The 17,644-nt window shown below is 70.2% G+C and carries 18 protein-coding genes; 7 read left to right on the top strand and 11 right to left on the bottom strand.

The window, feature by feature from the left end; translation table 11 throughout:
- Nucleotides 1–91: 91 nt before the first annotated feature.
- The 4 genes from A9977_RS06285 (at nt 92) to A9977_RS06300 (ending at nt 3,453) form a co-directional block, all read left to right on the top strand.
- Nucleotides 92–1,081: a tripartite tricarboxylate transporter substrate binding protein gene (locus A9977_RS06285; protein WP_183024014.1), complete on the top strand. Its 990-nt coding sequence runs from the start codon at nt 92–94 to the stop codon at nt 1,079–1,081.
- Between the two features lie 361 nt (nt 1,082–1,442).
- Entirely contained in the window at nt 1,443–2,516 is a 1,074-nt protein-coding gene (locus tag A9977_RS06290; RefSeq protein WP_183024015.1) for a diguanylate cyclase, read from the top strand.
- 353 nt (nt 2,517–2,869) lie between these two features.
- A complete protein-coding gene (locus tag A9977_RS06295) occupies nt 2,870–3,142 on the top strand; it encodes a hypothetical protein (RefSeq protein WP_183024016.1) in 273 nt (90 codons plus the stop codon).
- Nucleotides 3,143–3,156: 14 nt separating this feature from the next.
- Nucleotides 3,157–3,453 carry a hypothetical protein gene (locus A9977_RS06300; protein WP_183024017.1) on the top strand — a complete coding sequence of 99 codons (297 nt, stop codon included), beginning with the start codon at nt 3,157–3,159 and terminating at the stop codon, nt 3,451–3,453.
- Between the two features lie 76 nt (nt 3,454–3,529).
- Here A9977_RS06300 and A9977_RS06305 read toward each other — a convergent pair whose 3' ends face one another.
- On the bottom strand, nt 3,530–3,868 hold the full coding sequence (locus A9977_RS06305; RefSeq protein WP_183024018.1) for a PRC-barrel domain-containing protein: 339 nt from the start codon (nt 3,866–3,868) through the stop codon (nt 3,530–3,532).
- A gap of 315 nt (nt 3,869–4,183) precedes the next feature.
- On the opposite strand from A9977_RS06305, the gene A9977_RS06310 reads away from it, so the two are divergent.
- Nucleotides 4,184–5,302, top strand: coding sequence for a hypothetical protein (locus A9977_RS06310; RefSeq protein WP_183024019.1), 1,119 nt, complete (start codon nt 4,184–4,186; stop codon nt 5,300–5,302).
- Nucleotides 5,303–5,377: 75 nt separating this feature from the next.
- On the opposite strand, the gene A9977_RS06315 is transcribed toward A9977_RS06310, so the two are convergent.
- The 8 genes from A9977_RS06315 to A9977_RS06350 form a co-directional block, all read right to left on the bottom strand.
- Nucleotides 5,378–6,310: a DMT family transporter gene (locus A9977_RS06315; RefSeq protein WP_183024020.1), complete on the bottom strand. Its 933-nt coding sequence runs from the start codon at nt 6,308–6,310 to the stop codon at nt 5,378–5,380.
- The gene (locus A9977_RS06320) at nt 6,307–6,702 is read right to left on the bottom strand and encodes a hypothetical protein (RefSeq protein WP_183024021.1); all 396 of its coding nucleotides are present in this window, start codon (nt 6,700–6,702) and stop codon (nt 6,307–6,309) included. The genes A9977_RS06315 and A9977_RS06320 overlap by 4 nt, the downstream gene beginning before the upstream one ends.
- Nucleotides 6,703–6,783: 81 nt before the next feature.
- Nucleotides 6,784–7,617, bottom strand: a complete 834-nt coding sequence (locus A9977_RS06325) for an AraC family transcriptional regulator (RefSeq protein WP_259651836.1) — start codon at nt 7,615–7,617, stop codon at nt 6,784–6,786.
- An 88-nt stretch (nt 7,618–7,705) separates the two neighbouring features.
- Nucleotides 7,706–7,891, bottom strand: coding sequence for a hypothetical protein (locus A9977_RS06330; RefSeq protein ID WP_183024022.1), 186 nt, complete (start codon nt 7,889–7,891; stop codon nt 7,706–7,708).
- A complete protein-coding gene (locus A9977_RS06335) occupies nt 7,888–9,060 on the bottom strand; it encodes a PepSY domain-containing protein (RefSeq protein ID WP_183024023.1) in 1,173 nt (390 codons plus the stop codon). The genes A9977_RS06330 and A9977_RS06335 overlap by 4 nt, the downstream gene beginning before the upstream one ends.
- A gap of 34 nt (nt 9,061–9,094) precedes the next feature.
- On the bottom strand, nt 9,095–11,179 hold the full coding sequence (locus tag A9977_RS06340) for a TonB-dependent siderophore receptor (RefSeq protein ID WP_183024024.1): 2,085 nt from the start codon (nt 11,177–11,179) through the stop codon (nt 9,095–9,097).
- A gap of 228 nt (nt 11,180–11,407) precedes the next feature.
- Nucleotides 11,408–12,235 (bottom strand): alpha/beta hydrolase, encoded by an 828-nt coding sequence (locus A9977_RS06345; RefSeq protein ID WP_183024025.1) that lies wholly within the window; start codon nt 12,233–12,235, stop codon nt 11,408–11,410.
- Nucleotides 12,222–13,535, bottom strand: coding sequence for a hemolysin family protein (locus A9977_RS06350; protein ID WP_183024144.1), 1,314 nt, complete (start codon nt 13,533–13,535; stop codon nt 12,222–12,224). The genes A9977_RS06345 and A9977_RS06350 overlap by 14 nt, the downstream gene beginning before the upstream one ends.
- A gap of 22 nt (nt 13,536–13,557) precedes the next feature.
- Between A9977_RS06350 and A9977_RS06355 the strand changes: the two genes are divergently transcribed.
- On the top strand, nt 13,558–14,403 hold the full coding sequence (locus A9977_RS06355; RefSeq protein WP_183024026.1) for a symmetrical bis(5'-nucleosyl)-tetraphosphatase: 846 nt from the start codon (nt 13,558–13,560) through the stop codon (nt 14,401–14,403).
- Between the two features lie 15 nt (nt 14,404–14,418).
- On the opposite strand, the gene A9977_RS06360 is transcribed toward A9977_RS06355, so the two are convergent.
- Nucleotides 14,419–15,132, bottom strand: coding sequence for a GNAT family N-acetyltransferase (locus A9977_RS06360; RefSeq protein ID WP_183024027.1), 714 nt, complete (start codon nt 15,130–15,132; stop codon nt 14,419–14,421).
- Nucleotides 15,133–15,230: 98 nt separating this feature from the next.
- On the opposite strand from A9977_RS06360, the gene A9977_RS06365 reads away from it, so the two are divergent.
- Complete coding sequence (locus tag A9977_RS06365) at nt 15,231–16,706, top strand: PLP-dependent aminotransferase family protein (RefSeq protein WP_183024028.1); 1,476 nt, start codon at nt 15,231–15,233, stop codon at nt 16,704–16,706.
- Here the strand turns inward: A9977_RS06365 and A9977_RS06370 are convergent.
- Complete coding sequence (locus tag A9977_RS06370) at nt 16,703–17,626, bottom strand: AraC family transcriptional regulator (protein ID WP_259651837.1); 924 nt, start codon at nt 17,624–17,626, stop codon at nt 16,703–16,705. The genes A9977_RS06365 and A9977_RS06370 overlap by 4 nt on opposite strands.
- Between the last annotated feature and the right edge of the window lie 18 nt (nt 17,627–17,644).

The raw sequence follows: 17,644 nt of genomic DNA on the forward strand, positions 1-17,644 counted from the left end.
CCGCGTGCCGAAGACCTAGAACAACACGGCACCACCCCTCAGGCGCGTCGCGTCTGCGGGCCTTTCTCGACCATCGAACGGAGACAAGACCATGCAACGCCGCACCCTCATCCAGACCGCCATCGCCGGCCTCGCCGCCAGCGCCCTGCCCGCTGCTTTCGCCCAGGGCGCCTGGCCCACCGGCAAGGCCATCACCTACCTGGTGCCCTTCCCGGCCGGCGGCACGACCGACGTGCTGGGCCGGCTGATCAGCCAGAAGCTGGGCATGGTGCTGGGCACCAGCGTGGTGATCGACAACCGCGGCGGCGCGGGCGGCAGCGTGGGCTCGGAGATCGCCTCGCGCGCGGCCCCCGACGGCTACACGCTGCTGGGCGGCACCATCAGCTCGCACGCCATCAACGTGAGCCTGTACCCGAAGATCGGCTACGACCCGGTCAAGTCCTTCGCGCCGGTCACGCTGATCGGCACCAACCCAGTGGTGCTGGTGGTCAATGCCGCCAGCCCCTACAAGACGCTCAAGGACGTGCTCGAGGCGAGCAAGGCCAAGGCCGGCGGCCTGTCCTCGGCCTCGGCCGGCACCGGCACCTCGCAGCACCTGTCGCTGGAACTGCTGGCCTTCAAGTCGGGCGTGAAGTTCACCCATGTGCCCTACAAGGGCAGCGGCCCCGCGATCCAGGACGTGATCGGCGGCCAGGTCGACATGATGTTCGACACCACGGTGGTGGCCGCGCCGCACATCCAGAGCGGCAAGCTGCGCGCCATCGCCGTGACCTCGGCCAAGCGGCTCGCGTCGCTGCCCGAGGTGCCGACCATCGCCGAGTCGGGCCTTCAGGGCCTGACCGATTTCGAGGTCGTGTCGTGGCAGGCCATCTTCGTGCCGGCCGGCACGCCGGCGCCGATCGTCGACCGGCTGCACAAGGAGATCCGCACCATCCTCGCGCAGCCCGAGATGCAGGAAAAGATGAAGGGCTTCGGCATGGAGCCGGCCGACATGACGACCGCCCAGATCGCGGCCTTCCAGAAGGCCGAGGTCGAGAAGTGGGCGCAGGTGATCAAGGCCGCGGGCGTGAAGGTCGAGTGACGCGCCTCGCCTGACGGGCGCGGGCGCCTGCGGCCGTCAACGGCATGGCGGGCCACGGGGCCTCCGCGTGCCGGGTACCATCGACGGATGCCGGCGCATCCGCCTGGCGGCCCACGGCGACGGTCGAGGCCGCGGCGGGGCAGGCCCAGCCCGTCCAGGACCGAGAAATTCACACGCGATCCAGCGCATCCGCCAAGACAGCCCTGCTCCCGGGAACGGCCGCCGCACCTGCGGGCCTTCCCCGCACGATTTCCCAGATGCGCTCCCACTGCGAGACACGACCCCACCGCCTCGGCCTGTCGCCGTCGTCTTGCCGCTCGCGCGCCCGGATCCCGGGATGCGCGCTCGTACGGAACCCACCGTGCCCTTGAGACCCGACGAAGCGCCAGCGGCCGACAGCGAAGAAGCCTATCGCGAACAGACGCTCAGGCGCCTGCAGGCCACGGCCGTCGAGATGGGCGTGACGGCGGTGCTGGGCTCGGCGGTCGCGCTGCTGGCGCGGCTGCTGATCCCCACGCCCGAGTACCTCGTGCTGCGGGTGCTGCTGCTGCCGCTGACGGCGCTCTTCGCCTACCTGATCGTGCGGGCCCCTTCGGTGCGCACCTACGGCGTCGCCTGCATGGCCACCATCGCCACGGTCAGTTTCAACAGCTACCTGGGCGCGCTGGGCACCGACCAGCCGCTGATCTACTTCCTGCCCGCGGCGGCCATCGTGATGCTGGCCACCAGCTTCTTCTGGATCACGCTGGCCCAGTGGCTCGGCGGTGCGCTGGCCTGCTATGCCTTCTTCCTGCCCTTCGTGCTCGACCCCACGGCCAGCCGCACCGACACCGTGTTCTGCGTGCTCTTCGCGGCCATGGCCCTGGTGACCAGCTTCGTCAGCCACCTGCGCATGCAGGACTACCAGCGCCGGGCCTTCGACCAGGAATGCCGGCTGGCCCGGCTCTCCGTCACCGACACGCTCACGGGCGCGCTCAGCCGGGCCGAGTTCCTGCTGCAGGCCGACCGGGCCGCCGGCCGGGCCCGCGCGGCGGGCACGCCGCTCACGCTGCTGTACCTGGACATCGATCATTTCAAGCGCCTCAACGACGGCCATGGCCACGCGGCTGGCGATGCCGTGCTGCGCGGCATGTCCGAGGTGCTGCACAAGGCCTTGCGCAATGGCGACGTCTTCGGCCGGCTGGGCGGCGAGGAGTTCTGCGTGCTGCTCCCGGACCAGGGCGAGGTCGAGGCCCGCGCGCTGGCCGACCGCCTGCGCGCGAGGCTGGCGTCGGTGCCGCGGCCCGACGGGCCGCTGACAGTCTCGGCCGGCATCGCCGGCATGCGCGACGGTGAATCCGTGCTGCAGACACTGCACCGGGCGGACCTGGCCATGCTCAGGGCCAAGCAGGCGGGGCGCGATACGGTGTGCGTGGCGCAGGACGCAGCCTGCTGAAGCCGGGCCGCCGGGGGGCCCGGCATCCGACGCGGAATCAGGCGCCAGCCGAAGCGCGAGTCGTCGCTTCCTGGTGGCCGCCTTCTGACCACCCGGAACCGAGTGAGTCCACATCGCAACGCCCCTGGGTACCCGGACCGCGTCCTGGACGGCCTCACCGTCGAATTTCGGACTACTAAAGTTCTCTTTCTCCTACAGGCCGATCGCCTCAGCGTCCTAGATTGACTGGAACGAGGGCAAGCGCGCCGTCCAGGCGCGACGAGACACGAGACATGCACGCGCACGAGCCTGATGCATCCGCGCAGACGAGCTCTCTGCGGCTGATACCTGGAAGACAGGACTGGAGGTGAAAGATGCTGTCGATCAGTCAAAAAGAGTCGATCCTTCGCAAGGCCGGCGTGGCCATCCCACGCTTCCCCACGCGGCGCCCGCCGCCTCCCCAGCGTTTCGACGATGACGGCACCCGCTACGCCGAGGCCGAGCGCATGGCGGACGACGAACTGAAGCAGGCCGTGGCGCGGTGGAAGGAAGACATCGAAAGCCTTTACGAGACGCACATCCGCCGTCGGGTGGAAGCCACCATCCAGACCGTCAAGAGCCACGCCATCGGCGATCGCGGCGGCTGAACGGAAGGGACACCATGCGCGATCACCATCGTGAGCAGGACGAGGCCGGTTCCGGGGACGAGGAGCCCGCCAAGGGCATCGTGGAGGACATCCTGTCGACCGAGCAAAAGGTGTCGATCCTGTGCAAGGAGGGTGCCGTGGTGCCCACCTTGCCTGTGCGGCGCGCATCGCGGCGGCGGTGGTTCGGACAACGACGCGAGTTCAACGTGAAGCGGGTGCAGCGCCTGGACGCGGAGCACGAGCAGTCCCTGCAGGAATGGAAGAAAGCGGTCGACATGCTCTTTGCAGCATGGCTGACAGCGCAGCGCTGAACGCCTGCGCCGCCGGGGATGCAGCGGACGCGGGCGGCACGCCGCCCGGTCCCTCGGCACGCCCGGGGCGATGGCATCAAAGACCGTAGTAGTTGTTGATGCGCATGGTGTAGGGGTCATCGTATTCCGGCACGCTGCTGTCGGCGTACCTCGGAGCGCCCTCGAGCTTGGCCTTGTCCAGCGGCACCACGTAGCCGCCCTGCGAGGTGTCGTAGTTCAACATGCCCCACGGAATGGGATAGCGATCGGTCCCCATGCCCAGAAAGCCGCCGAACTCGAGCACGGCATAGCGCACCTGCCCGGACAGCTTGTCGATCATGAGGTCGTCGATGGTGCCCAACTTGTCGCCCGCCGTGTTGTAGACGGCGCTGCCTTCGACCCGGTCTGAAGAGATCACGTTTGCCGACATGGCCATGACTGTTCTCCTGTCGACGCATCTGGGAGACGCCGACGCTGCTCCAAAGCCCAGGGGCGTGGTGTCCCTCAAGCCGCGCCGAGGCCTCATAGGTCTTGCGCGGAGCGCCACGTAGGACTTCTCTGCCACCCGCAGTTCCACGCGCGTCCGGATCGCGGCCTCGCGCGGGAAGCATGCGCCGTGCGCCCCAGGCGAGGGCACCGATCAGTGACTTTGGACACTGGTGCCACGGCGCAGCCCCACCTATCTTCACCGGCACCGCCCCACGGACCGTTCCGTGACGGCGTGCATGACAAACACCGGAGGTAGAAGATCATGAAGACGAAGTTGTTCCTGGCCGTGCTGGCGACCGCGGCATTGGTGGCGTGTGGCGGCGGCGGCGGTGGCGGCGATGGCACGCCGATCGGCGTGGGACCCACACCCACACCCACGCCCGGCGGTGGCGCAGGCCCGGGCCCGGGCACCGACCCCGTGACGAACCCGCAACCCGGCACGGACCCCACGCCGATCAGCGCCGACTACAAGTTCCTGAGCTTCCGGCAGGAGCGCAACTTCGACACCGATTCGGCCGAGAAGCGCTTCGACGACTACATCGCCCTGCTCAACCGCGAAGGCGCGGCCGGCTATCGCTACCTCGAGGGCGAGGCCAGCGGCGACATCCTGACGCTGCGCGACAACTTCATGATGGTCAAGGACAGCGACACCACCTACCGCTACGCGTACAAGCGGCTGACCTACGACATCCTGCAGTCCACCGCGCTGCAGGCGCTGCTGGCGCAGGCCAAGGAGCAGGGCGCGCAGGGCATGGTGTTGCTGAAGATCCTCGCGCCCATTGCCATCAACGGCAACAACGATCCCGAGTTCGCCGTGCTCTACCGCCAGGACCTCGGCAGCTCGGCCACCTTCGACCTGACGGCCGAACCCTATGCCGCCACCTCCGCCGACTACGTGAGCCGCGCCAACGCGCAAGGCGCGAACGGCTACCGGCCGTGGGCCAAGCCGGCCCTGTACGGCCAGGGCGACTACCAGTTCTTCCTCAAGGACCTCAGCAGCGCGGCGCGCTATGAAGTGAAGGCGGTGGTCAGCCCGCAGAGCGTGGTCGGCGGCACGGTCGACGACCTCAAGGCGCAGATCCGCAACCAGGGCACGCAAGGCTTCCGGCTGCTGAAGAACCGCTTCATGGAAGACAGCAAGGACTTCCTCTTCTACGTGAAGGACACGACACAGGCGAGTTCCTTCGCCTACGAGTTCCTCGAGAACCCCGACCCGGTGTTCGGCCTGCAGGAAGCCAACGCGATCCAGGCCAATGCACAGACGGCCAACGGCCTGCGCTATTTCGGCCTGCCAGACTCGCCGCTGTTCTTCCGGGCCTCGGCCTGCACCGGCCCACTGTGCCTGTCGCCGGACCGCACCGAGACCAGCGACCAGAACTGATCGCGGCCCGCTGCGCTCAGCCCGCGAGGCCTGGCCGCTGGGCGTCGGCGGCGTCCAGGTCGGTCCTGGGCCCGGTCAAGGCGCGGACGGCGCGGCCACGCGCGCCGCGGGCCGCAGCGTGGTGACGAAGAAGCCGAGCAGGATCAGCACGATGCCCGCGACATGGAAGGCGCGCACCGGCTCGCCCAGCGCCACGAAGGCCAGCAGCGCGGTGAACAGCGCGACGAGGTGGAAGGACACGCCGGTCACCGTGGCGCCGAGCGTCGCGACGCAGCGGTTCCAGAGGATGAAGGCGAACAGCGAGGCGAAGATGCCGATGTAGAGGACCGCCCCGAGCGAGGCCGGATCGCTCGGGATGCGCGCCCCGCGCGCGAGCTCGAGGGCCCAGAAGGGCATCAGCACCAGCAGCCCCGTGGCCATGGTCGCCAGCAGGAACACCAGCGGGCTGATCGCGGCCGGCTTGCGGCGCAGCAGCACCGAGTAGACCGCGTAGTTGGCGACCGCCAGGATCACCAGCAGCTCGCCGCCGTCGAAGCGCAGCGCCGCCAGGCTGGCCATGTCGCCGCGCGCCACGATCCAGGTCACGCCCACGAAGGAGATGGCGATGCCGGCCAGCGTCTTCCAGGTGATGCGCTCGACGCCGAGCAGCACCGCGGCCAGCGGGACCATGAGCGGCAGCGTCGAGTTGAGGAAGGCGACGCTGGCGGCGGGCACGGTCTGCAAGGCCAGGTAGCCGAGCGCGTTGTAGCCGGCGATGCCGAAGGCGCCGCAGGCCGCGATCAGCCGCCAGTGCCTGGCCAGCAGCGCGCGCTCGCGCCAGGCCTGCCGCCAGACGAAAGGCGCCAGCACGGCCAGCGCCACGACCCACCGGCCGACCGCCAGCGACACCGGCGGAAAGACCGGCCCGAGCGCCCGGCCCAGCACCAGGTTGCCGGCCCAGAAGGCGGGCGGCAGCCACAACAGCCAGAGCGGACGCGCCCACAGGGCGAGCAGTGCGTTGCGCATCACCGCTCCTGCAGCCCGATGCGGACCCTGCGGTTGGAACGCCCCTTGTTCTCGATCTTGAGGATGCGGATCGGGCGCGAGGCGCCGGTGGAGTCCAGGTGCGTACCGCCGCAGGCCTGGCGGTCGAGCCCGGCGATCTCGACGATGCGGACCAGGCCTTCGGGCGACGGCGGCGGCGTCACCGAGCGGGAGCGCAGCAGCCCCTTCTCGGCGTGGGCGGCGTTCAGGAGCAGGTCGCTCGCCGCCACCGCCAGGTCCTGGGCCAGCACGTCGTTTCCGCCGCCACCGGGGTAGAAAGGATGCCGGGAGAGCCGCACCGCACCGGGCCGCGCCCCGATGACCGTGGCATCGAGCGTGAGAATGTCGGGATGGTCCTGGCAGAAGCGTCGCGTCATGGGTCACCTTGCTGATGGACCTCAGCATGGCAGGACCGCGCGAAACGCTATTGGTCGGAATTGAGGGTGGCGCGACGAATCTCAGCGCGCCCGCGCGTCCACATACTGGCGCGGCGTCATGCCGAAGGTGCGCTTGAAGTGCTTGTTCATCGCGCTCTGGTCGCAGAAGCCGGCGGCCAGCGCCGCTTCGACGAAGGACTGGCCCGCCTGCAGCCCGCGCAGCGCGGCCCTGAGGCGCAGCTGCGTCAGGTAGGCGTGCGGCGTCAGGCCCAGCGTGCGCTTGAACGCCACGATCAGCTGGAACGGCGTCAGGCCCGCGGCCGCGCCCATCTGCTCGAGGCTCAGGCTCTGCGCATGGCCATCGCGCAGCAGTTCCAGCACCGGCGCGAGCGCGGCCTTGTCCCTGGGCGCCTGGGGCATGCGGCGCGCCGCCTGCCCGTGCCGCTGCAGCAGGTCGCCGAAGGTGCGCACGAGCAGCTCGCGTTGCAGCAGCGTGTCCTGTGCGTCTGCGTCCAGCAGGCGATGCAGCGCCGTCAGCCGCGCGACGAGGTCCGTGTCGGGCACGGTGTTGGCGGTGAAATAGCCGGGCCGGTCGAGGCCGAGGGCGCCAAGCAGCTCTCGCATGGCCGGTTCGGCCAGGTAGAAGGCGCGGTAGCGCCAGCGCGCGCTGCCGCCCATCCGGCCCGAATGCGGCTCGGACGGGTTGAAGACCAGCAGCGCGCCGGGGTGGGCGATGTCCGTGCGTCCCCGGCTCCTGAACTCCGAACCGCCCGCTTCCGTCACCGCGACGACGAGGGAGTCGTGCACATGGGGCGCGTAGTCGTGCGTGGTGAAGTCCGCCTGCAGCAGGTCCATGCCCGGCAGGCCAGGCGCATGCCGGTAGCGGGAGGTGTTGCGAGGGTCCAGGCGGGCCAAAGGGAAGGTCCTTTCCAAGCCGCGGCGCCACGCGGTGCCGTGCGTGGGATGGTAGCGCCCGCGCACCGGTACCCCGCCGGCATCGCCGCTAGCGCGGCTTGCGCACCCAGCCGAACCAGACGCACACGCCGACCGGGATGCCCAGCGTGAGCCAGGCCAGCATGTCGCCCGCGCCGCCGTCGCTGAACAGCGCGGAGATCAGGCCCACCGTGGTCAGCAGGCCCAGCGCGATAGGCCAGCCCCAGAGTTTCCAGAACGCATGCTTGGGCTTCACGAGCGGATCTCCTTGAGGGCGGGCGCGGCCTGCGGCGGGGCGGCCAGGGCCTCCCTGCTCTTGGGCAGGGGCACGCTGTTGCCGCGCTTGAGCCACAGGTAGAGGCCGCTGCCCAGCACGATGATGGTCGCGATGTCGAGCAGCGCCCAGAGGATCTGCATCGGCATGCCGCCGTAGTCGCCGAAGTGCAGCGGCTGCGACACGAGCAGCGCCGTCAGGTACCAGGGCAGCTTGGGCGCGGCCGTGACCTCGGCGGTCTTGGCGTCGACCAGCACCGGCTGCAGCAGCTTGGAGGTGAAGGGCTCGTTGCCCTTGAGGAACACCGTCGTGTGGTGCGGGCTCGAGAAGGCCGTGCCCGGGAAGGCGATGAAGGACAGCTTGGAGTGCGGCGCGACCGCGTAGGCCGCGTCCAGCGACTTCTGCACCGACGCGCGCTCGCCCACCGCCACCACCGGCTGGTCCTTGTAGGGCGCGAGCAGCGCGCTCAACTGGTCGTACTGCCAGTACTTGATCACCAGGTCGGCCCAGGTGTTGATCATGCCGGTGCCGCCGACCACGAAGGCCCAGACCAGGGTGACGATGCCCAGCAGGTTGTGCAGGTCCAGCCACTTCAGGCGCGGGCGCTTGTCGTGCCGCACCGTGCCGAACTCGAGCTTGCGCATGAAGGGCGCGTAGAGCACCACGCCCGAGACGATGGCCACCAGCAGCAGCAGGCCCATGAAGCCCAGGAACAGCTTGCCCGGCAGGCCCGCGAACAGATCGACGTGCAGCTTGAACATCACGTACATGAAGCCCTCGTCGAACTTGGGCTGCGCCAGCACCTCGGCCGTGCGCGCGTCGACCGCCACCGACTTGAAATCGTCGGTGGGCGCGGGCGTGGGCGTGAGCGTGACGAACCACAGGCCGTCGTCGTCTTCCGGCTGCGAGACGAACTGCACCACGCGATCGGGGTGCTTCGACTTGGCGACCTCGAGCACGCGGTCCAGGCTCACGCGCGGCGTGCCGGCCGGCATCTTCGGCGCCTCGATCTCGGTGCCCAGCAGGTGGCCGATCTCATGGTGGAAGATCAGCGGCAGCCCGGTGAGGCACAGCAGCAGCATGAACACGGTGCAGACCAGGCTGCTCCACTTGTGGACCCAGGCCCAGGTCTTGATTCTTCGGCTGTTCATCGTGGTCTTCTTTGGGAGTTTTTTCAGTCGCGGATCAGAAACGGTAGGTGGCGCTGGCCACCACCTCCCGGCCCTTGCCGTACCAGCAGTCGCCCCGCGCCAGGCAGGTGCTGAAGTAGGTCTTGTCGGTGGCGTTGTTGACGTTGAGCGCATAGCGCCACTTCGCAGTGTCGTAGGCCAGCACCAGATCGAGCAGCGCGACGCTGGGGATGTTCGGGCCGTAGCCGCCGTAGGACGTGTCGCGGAAGCTGCTCAGGTAGCGCACGCCCGCGCCGGCCGAGAAGCCGGTGGTGCCGGCGATCGCGAAACGGTACTTGGCCCAGACGCTGGCCTGGTGCCTGGGCACGCCTTCGATCTCCTTGTCGAGATCGCTGTAGGTGTAGTTCGCGATCAGGTCGAGGTCGCGGCCGATCGAGCCCTTGGCCTCGAGCTCCACACCACGGCTCTTGGTTTCGCCCAGCTGGTTGAAGGTGTTCGGCATCGGCTGGACGATCTGGTTCTTCTCGCGCAGGTCGTAGACCGCGGCGCTGTAGGCCATGGCACGGCCCTGGGGCTCGTACTTGAGGCCGGCCTCCCACTGCTCGCCCCGCAGCGGCTTGAAGACCTGGCCCATGCGCGGCGATTGCGGCGTGAACGACTCGGTGTAGCTCAGGTACGGCGACCAGCCCGACGGCAGCACATACATCGCGGCAAAGCGCTTGGTGGTGGCGCTGGTCGTCTGGTCCTCGCTGCCGGCCACGCCGGACACGGCCCGGTCGTGGCGCAGGCCGGCCAGGAAGATCCACTGCTTCCACTTGAGCTGGTCCTGCGCGTAGACGCCGCTGTTGCGCTGCGTGGTGCGCGGCAGGTCGGAGCGCACGGGCTCGACGAAGTTGCCGTAGACCGGCGCGTAGGCGTCGATGAAACTGTAGTTGCTGCCGCTCGCGACGTTCTCCCGCTGGCGCGAGAAGTCGGCGCCCAGCAGCAGCGTGTGCTGCACCTCGCCGGTGGCGAAGTGGGCCTCGGCATGGTTGTCGATCGCGGCGAGCCGGTTGCGGGTCGACGAACTGTCGCCCACGCGGCCCAGCAGGCGCTTGTTGATCGGGTCCGCCCCCCAGCCGCCGGTGAGGGTGAAGAAATCGCCGTAGTGGTAACGGCTGTCGTTGTCGTTGCTGGCGAGGCGGAAGTTCTGCCGCACCGTCCAGGTGTCGTTGAAGCGGTGCTCGAACAGCCAGCCGAAGCTCTTGCGCTCGCTGTTGTAGTAATCGCCGGGCTCGCCGATGAAGCGGCTCGCGGGGATGCGGCCGTTGGGGTTGGGCTGGATGGTGCCTTCCCAGGGCAGGAACTGCGAGCTCGAGCCGCTCTTGTCCTTTTGCCACAGCGCCTGCAGCGTGAGCGAGGTGGCCGCGCTCGGGCGCCAGGTCAGCGAGGGCGCGATCAGGCTGCGGTCGTCGGGCACGTGGTCGACCTGCGTGTCGGCATTTCGGTGCAGCGCGACCAGCCGGTACGACCAGTCGCCGTCCGCGCTTAGCGCGCCGGTCAGGTCGGCCTGGACCTGCTTGCGGCCCCAGTTGCCGAACTGCACGCCGACCTCGCGCTGCGTCTCGACCTGCGGCCGCTTGCTGACCATGTTGACGATGCCGGCCGCGGTGCCCGAGCCGAACAGCATGCCCGCGGGGCCGCGCAGCACCTCGAGCCGCTCCAGCGTGTAGGGCTCGGTGCGCGTGGTGCTGGTGTAGTAGCCGTAGGCCTGGCGCAGGCCGTCGAGGAACACGGTCGGCTCGCTGCCGCGGATGCGCACCGAGTCGGTCCGCGCGTCGAGGCCGTAGGCGTCGGAGCGCACGCCGGCGGCGTAGCCCAGCGCGTCCTGCAGGCTGGTCGCGCCCTGGTCGACGATCTGGTCGCGGGTCACGACGGTGACGGCCTGCGGCGTCTCGGCCAGCGGCGTGTCGGTCTTGGTCGCGGTGACGGCGTTCTTCGCCCGGTAACCGATCACGGCCGAGGTGGCGGTCTCGCGCTCGGTGTTGGCGTCGACGCGCACCTCGGGCAGCGTGGCGCCGGCGCCTTGTGCAGCGGCCTGCAGCGAGAGAAGGCCGAGGGCGAGGGAGAGCGTCGAGCGACGGGCGAAGTGTGGCATCATGCGAATCGTCACCGATGGTTAAATGAGAAAGATTCGCATTCTATCCAGCGGTCGGCCCTTGCGGCGCTGCGCACGCCGAAGCGTTGCATGGGCGCCTCAACGACTTAGAACGTGTGAAGGAGCCGTCGCGAGCGCGCCGAGCCTGTATCGAGGAGCGGAGCCGCACTTGCGTGCGGTGAGCACCGCAGATGCGGGATCGGCGTGCGCAGCAGGCTCATTCGCACGTTCTCAGCTCAATGCATGTTCCAGCAGCAGATCGACCTGCCGCCCCAGCGCACTGCCCGGCGCGACCAGCCGCTGCAGCAGGCTGAAGTGGTCGGTCCCGGGTTCGAAGTGCAGCGTGGAATGGTTGCCCATGGCCAGCCAGACCTCGTGCATGCGCCGGCTCTGTTCGCGCATGGCGGGCGTCTCGTCGGCCCCGGCGGCCAGCAGCAGCGGCGGGCCGTTCGACACCGCGCGGTAGAGCGGCGAAGCGGCCATGGCGCTGTCGGCATCGAGGCGCAGGTTCTCGTTGAGCGAGGTCCGGGCCAGCGGCACGAGGTCGTAGAGCCCGCTGAGCGCCAGCACCCCCGCCACCTCGACCGTGGGCAGGCCGCGCGCCGCCCAGTCGGTCAGCCCCATCTCCATCGCCAGGTGGCCGCCGGCGGAGTGGCCCGCGGCGATCAGCGGCAGCGCGGCGTCGGCATGGGCCAGCACGGCCGGCATGGCGCTGCGCACGGTCTCGGTCAGCGCGGCCAGCGAGACGCTGGGGCACAGCGGGTAGTTGACCATCGCCACATGCAGCCCGCGCTGCACCAGCGAAGGCGCCACGAAGCGGAAGCCCGCCTTGTCGCGCCACTGCCAGTAGCCGGGGTGCAGGTAGACCAGCACGCCGCGCGCGCGCGGGCCGGCGTCGAAGAAATCGAAGGTGCAGCGTTCGCCGACGCCGTAGTGCAGGTCGAGCGTGCACGGGCCTTCGCGCACCGCCTCGGCGCTGCGCTGTTCGAATTCGGCGAACAGCGCGGGAAAGCCCGGCCGGGCCTGGCCCTTCAGGTATTCGTATTCAGGATCGTCCATCGTCGCTCTCGGTGCTTGCATGGGCCACCACGCGGTCGATGCGGCGGCCTTCGAGGGCCGTGACCTCGAAGGTCCAGCCCGCGCATTCGATGCGCTCGCCCACGATCGGCAGCTGGCCCGACACGGCCATCAGCAGGCCGGCCACGGTGTTGTAGCGGCCGCGCTCCTCCTCGGGCAGCTCGCGGATCGCGAGCCGCGCGCGCAGCTCCGACACCGGCATCAGGCCGTCGAGCTCCCAGGCGCCGTCCTCGCGCTTGTGGGCCCAGGCGTCGGTGGTGGTGTTGGACTGCAGCTCGCCGGTGATGGCCTCGAGCAGGTCGCGCGGCGTCATCAGGCCCTGCACCACGCCGTACTCGTCGACCACGAACACCAGCCGGCCGGCGCGCATGCGGAACTGCTCGAGCAGCTCCATGCCGGTGAGCGTCTCCGGCACGAAGGAGGCGGGCTGCGCCACGCCCTCGATGCTGCCCTCGTGCTGGGGGCCGAGCCGCAGCAGGTGCGCCACGCTGATCACGCCCACCACATCGTCGAGCGAGTTGCGGCACACCGGGTACCAGGAATGCACCAGGTTGAGCGCGCCGGCGGCCGCCACCTTCTGCAGGCTGGAGGCCACGGTGTCGGTGGCGTCCAGCCACTCGATGTCGGCCCGCGGCACCATCAGCGAGCTCAGGCGGCGGTCGTCGAGGTGGAACACGTTGCGCACCATCTGGTGCTCGTGCATCTCGATCACGCCGGCGTCCACGCCCTCCTCCAGGCTGGCGGAGATCTCTTCCTCGGTCACGGTGCGCGCGGCGTTGGAGTCGATGCGCAGCAGCTTCAGGATCATCGCGGTGGCGCCCGACAGCAGCAGCACGAAGGGCTTGGCGCCGGTGGCCAGCGCGCGCATGGGCCGCGAGACGAAGCGCGCCACCGGTTCGGGGTAGAGCTGGCCGATGCGTTTGGGCACCAGCTCGCCGAAGATGATGGTGAAGAAGGTGATGCAGGTCACGACCACCGCGGTCGAGGCCACGCTGGCCGTGCCGGCGCCCATGCCCGCGCCTTCCATCCAGACCGCCAGCGGCGCCGCGAAGGCGGCCTCGCCCACGATGCCGCTGAGCATGCCGATGGACGTGATGCCGATCTGCACACTCGACAGGAACTGGGTCGGGTCCTGCATCAGCTTGAGCGCCGCGGCGGCGCCGGCATCCCCTGTTTCGGCCAATGCGGCGAGCCGCGCGCGACGGCTGGTGGAAAGGGCCATTTCGGACATCGCGAACAACGCATTGAGCGTGGTCAGCAAGGCCAGCAGGAAAACATCCATGAACGAAGGAGAGAATGGGGACATGGCACTTTACTTGATCGGCGACGTGCAGGGCTGCGACGAGGCCCTGGGCCGCCTGCTGCAACGCATCGACTTCTCCCCCAGCCGCGACACGCTGGTGCTGCTGGGCGACCTGGTGAACCGCGGCCCGGCCTCGGCCGACGTGCTGCGCCGGGTGCAGGCGCTGGGCGGCGCCGCGCGCAGCCTGCTGGGCAACCACGACCTGCACCTGTTGGGCGTGGCCCACGGCGCACGCAAGTCGGGCCGCAAGGATACGCTCGACGGCGTGCTCGACGCGCCCGACCGCGACGCGCTGATCGACTGGCTGCGCCACCAGGCGATGGCGCTGCACCAGACCGTCGGCGGGCGCGACCTGCTGATGGTGCATGCGGGCGTGCTGCCGCAATGGTCGGTGGCGCAGACCCTGGTGCTGGCGGCGGAGGTCGAAGCGGTGCTGCGCGGGCCGACGCTGGGCGAGTTCGTGCGCACCATGTACGGCAACGAGCCCGCGCAGTGGGACGATGCATTGACGGGCACCGCGCGGCTGCGCGCCATCGTCAACGGCCTCACGCGCTTGCGTTTCTGCACCGCCGAGGGCGTGATGGACTTCGACACCAAGGACAGCGCCGACGCCCCGCCGGCCGGCTTCATGCCCTGGTTCGAGGTGCCGCAGCGCCGCAGCGCGAACGCCACCGTCGCCTTCGGCCATTGGTCGACGCTGGGCTGGATCGACCGGCCCGGCCTGCTCTCGACCGACACCGGCTGCGTCTGGGGCGGCTGCCTCAGCGCGGCGCGCATCGGCGCCACGCTGGACGACATCGAGCACTTCGAAGTGAAGTGCGATCAGGCGCAGAAACCCGGCGCCTGATCCCGGTGCGGCCGCTCAGGCGGCCGGCCGGAACCGCTCCAGCGCCGTGCGCTGTTGCCCCTGCGCGTCGAAGTTGTCCGGCGCCAGCCAGCGCTCGAAGGCGCTGCGCAGCGCCGGCCATTCGCTGTCGATGACCGAGAACCACGCGGTGTCGCGGCTGCGGCCCTTGTAGACCAGCACCTGGCGGAAGACGCCTTCGAAGCGGAAGCCCAGCCGCTGGGCGGCGCGCCGCGAGGGCTCGTTGCAGCTGTCGCACTTCCATTCGTAGCGGCGGTAGCCCAGCGTGTCGAAGGCCAGGCGCATCAGCAGGTACTGCGCCTCGGTCGACAGCGGCGTCTTCTTCAACAGCGGCGAGAAGGTGACGTGGCCCACCTCCATCACGCCGTGCGCGGGCTCGATGCGCATCAGCGCCAGCGTGCCCACCGCGCGGCCACTGGCGCGGTCGATCACCGCGAAATGCATGGGATCGGCGCTCTGCGCGATGCGCTCGATGTAGGCGCGCGTGGCCGCGGGATCGTCGGAGCGCTCGATCGACAGATACGTCCAGTCGCGCCCATCGGGCGCCTGCGCGTAGGCGGCATGCAGGTCGCCGGCGTGCCGGGCCGCGTCGAGCGGCTCGAGCCGGCAGAAGCGGCCCTCGATGGGCTGGCGCGGCGGCAGGGCATGCGGGGTCCAGTCGGGCAGCGCGGGGCCGACGGGCTGGCCGAAGTCGTTGAGGCGGGTGGGCATGGCAAGGTCTTTCGAAAAAAGGGGCTGGCACGGCCAGCAGAAGCCCCGAAGGTAGCCGCGCCATGGCCCCATTGGAAGTGCCAGGCAGAATGCGTTTCATGGTGCCACGGTCCGCCCCCTCCCCCGCTGCCCTGCTCGAGGCCCCGCTGCGCCGGGAACGCGACGCGGGCCCGATGCAACGCCAGCTGTACGAGCGGCTCAGGCACGCCATCCTCGACGGCAGCCTCGCGCCCGGCAGCCGGCTGCCGGGCTCGCGCATGCTGGCCGAGACGCTGGCGATCTCGCGCAACACCGTGAGCGCGACCTACGAGCACCTGGCGGCCGAAGGCTATGTGCAGCCCGACCGCCAGGGCACGCGTGTGGCCGCGCTGTCGGCGCCGGCGCTGCGCGGGCGCGCGGCGGCCCCCACCGGCACCCCGGTCACCGCGCGCCGCCTCGCGGCCTTCCCGCCGAACGCATCGCGCCCCGACTCGGACGCCGCGCTGCGCCCCGGCGTGCCCGCGCTGTCGCACTTCCCGCTGACCGCCTGGCGCCGCGCGCTCGACCGGGCGCTGCGCGCGGCGGGCCCGGCCGCGCTGGGCTACGGCGACCCGCTGGGCGAAGCGCCGCTGCGCGCGGCCATCGCGCGGCACCTGTCGGTGGCACGCGGCGTGCGCTGCGCGCCGCGGCAGATCGTCGTCACCGAGGGCGCGCAGGAGGCGCTGACCCTGTGCGTGCGCCTGCTCACCAATCCAGGCGACGTCGGCTGGGTCGAGGACCCGGGCTACCGCGGCGCCAAGGCCGCGATGCGCGCGGGCGACCTGCGCATCGTGCCGCTGCGGGTCGACGCCGAGGGCCTGCAGGCACGCGAGCGCGACTGGCAGCAGCACCCGCCGCGGCTGGTCTACACCTCGCCCTCGCACCAGTACCCGGGCGGCGCGGTGCTGAGCATCGCGCGCCGGCTCGAACTGATCGCCCGCGCGCGTGCGCACGGCGCGTGGATCGTCGAGGACGACTACGACAGCGAGTTCCGCCACGCCGGCGAGCCCATCGGCGCGATGCAGGGGCTGGTGGAGGACGCGCCCGTGCTCTACGTCGGCACCTTCAGCAAGACGATGTTCCCCTCCCTGCGGCTGGGCTTCCTGGTGCTGCCCGAGGCGCTGCTACCGGGCGTGCAGGCGCCGCTCGAGGAGATGCTGCGCGGCGGCCACCGCCCTGAGCAGCTCGCGATGGCCGACTTCATCGAGAGCGGCCAGTTCAGCCGCCACCTGGGCCGCATGCGGCGGCTCTACCGGGGCCGGCAGCAGGCGCTGCGGCTCGCGCTGCAGCAGCACCTGAAGGTGCCGCACAGCATCGAGGGCGGCCACTGCGGCCTGCACCTCACGGTGCGCCTGCCCGCGGAATTCGACGACCGCCGGATCGCGGCCGAGGCGCTGCGCCACCGCATCGCGCCCGGGCCGCTGTCGGGCTTCGCGCTGCAGCCGCTGGCCGGTGACAACGGCCTGGTGCTGGGCTACGGCAACACCTCGGCCGAGCTGTTCGAGCCGCTGGTCCGGCGGCTCTCGCAGATCGCGCGGGCGAGCGCACGTCCCTAGCCCGGCGTGCCCGCCTCGTGTGAGCGCCGGAAGTTGCGCGGCGTGGTCCCGACCCACTGGCGGAAGCGCCGGTTGAAGTAGGCCTCGTCGGTGAAGCCGCACTGGTGGGCGATCTCGCGCACCAGCAGCGAGGTCGACGACAGCAGTTCCTTCGCGCGCTCCATGCGCCGCTCGGTCACCAGCTCGGTGAAAGTGCGGTCGGTCTTCTTGCGCAGCAGGTTGGCCAGGTAGTTGGGCGAGAGGAAGGCGGCGGCGGCCGCATCGGTGAGCGACAGCGGCTGGTCGAGGTTGTCGCGCACATAGCGCAGCACGCGCTGCAGGGCGTCGCGCTGCGAGGTCCGGCCGTTGTGCTGCAGCGAGCGCCGCATCAGCGCTTCTTCCTGCCGCATGCAGGCCAGCCCGATGATCTGCTGCACGATGCCCCGCATCGCGATCTTGGCGCCGAAGCCGCGGCCCGCGTTGAGCGCCTGCAGCTCGTCGAGCCAGCCGCGGATGCGCGCGAAGTCCGCCGCGTCGAAGGCGAAGTCGACGTACTCCTGGAACAGGAAGGGCGCGAGGTCGGGATGGCGTGCGAGCGAGACGTCGTCGAGGTCCAGCGCATCGACCTCGAGCGTCGGCCAGAGAAAGCGCTGGTCGAAGTTGACGATGCAGTACAGCGCCTCGGGCGGGTGCGGGATCACGTGCACCCGGTAGGGCAGCACGAAGCTCAGGTGGCGCGGGCCGAAGGGCCGCACCGCGCCGCCGATGGCCTGCTGCGACTGCCCTTCGATGCCGACCTGGATCTGGAAGTAGGCATGCCGGTGCGGCAAGGTGAGCTCGTTGCGCGCACCCTGGAAGCGGATGTCGAAATCCAGGTGATCGGCACGCTCGTGCATGCCGTAGGTGCGGACGGAGGTGGGAAGGGAAGAGGAAGAGCGCATCGCGCCCGCGAGCCTACG

Origin of the sequence: Variovorax sp. UMC13, assembly GCF_014170375.1 — a bacterium.
Lineage (GTDB): Bacteria > Pseudomonadota > Gammaproteobacteria > Burkholderiales > Burkholderiaceae_C > Variovorax.

Coding starts and splice junctions, on each gene's coding strand:
- A9977_RS06300 (WP_183024017.1), top strand. CDS start 3,157: ATGCGCGATCACCATCGTGAGCAGGACGAGGCCGGTTCCGGGGACGAG.
- A9977_RS06360 (WP_183024027.1), bottom strand. CDS start 15,132: ATGCCCACCCGCCTCAACGACTTCGGCCAGCCCGTCGGCCCCGCGCTG.
- A9977_RS06365 (WP_183024028.1), top strand. CDS start 15,231: ATGGTGCCACGGTCCGCCCCCTCCCCCGCTGCCCTGCTCGAGGCCCCG.
- A9977_RS06320 (WP_183024021.1), bottom strand. CDS start 6,702: ATGACGCGACGCTTCTGCCAGGACCATCCCGACATTCTCACGCTCGAT.
- A9977_RS06370 (WP_259651837.1), bottom strand. CDS start 17,626: ATGCGCTCTTCCTCTTCCCTTCCCACCTCCGTCCGCACCTACGGCATG.
- A9977_RS06350 (WP_183024144.1), bottom strand. CDS start 13,535: ATGGATGTTTTCCTGCTGGCCTTGCTGACCACGCTCAATGCGTTGTTC.
- A9977_RS06305 (WP_183024018.1), bottom strand. CDS start 3,868: ATGGCCATGTCGGCAAACGTGATCTCTTCAGACCGGGTCGAAGGCAGC.
- A9977_RS06285 (WP_183024014.1), top strand. CDS start 92: ATGCAACGCCGCACCCTCATCCAGACCGCCATCGCCGGCCTCGCCGCC.
- A9977_RS06310 (WP_183024019.1), top strand. CDS start 4,184: ATGAAGACGAAGTTGTTCCTGGCCGTGCTGGCGACCGCGGCATTGGTG.
- A9977_RS06345 (WP_183024025.1), bottom strand. CDS start 12,235: ATGGACGATCCTGAATACGAATACCTGAAGGGCCAGGCCCGGCCGGGC.
- A9977_RS06355 (WP_183024026.1), top strand. CDS start 13,558: ATGGCACTTTACTTGATCGGCGACGTGCAGGGCTGCGACGAGGCCCTG.
- A9977_RS06295 (WP_183024016.1), top strand. CDS start 2,870: ATGCTGTCGATCAGTCAAAAAGAGTCGATCCTTCGCAAGGCCGGCGTG.
- A9977_RS06335 (WP_183024023.1), bottom strand. CDS start 9,060: ATGAACAGCCGAAGAATCAAGACCTGGGCCTGGGTCCACAAGTGGAGC.
- A9977_RS06340 (WP_183024024.1), bottom strand. CDS start 11,179: ATGATGCCACACTTCGCCCGTCGCTCGACGCTCTCCCTCGCCCTCGGC.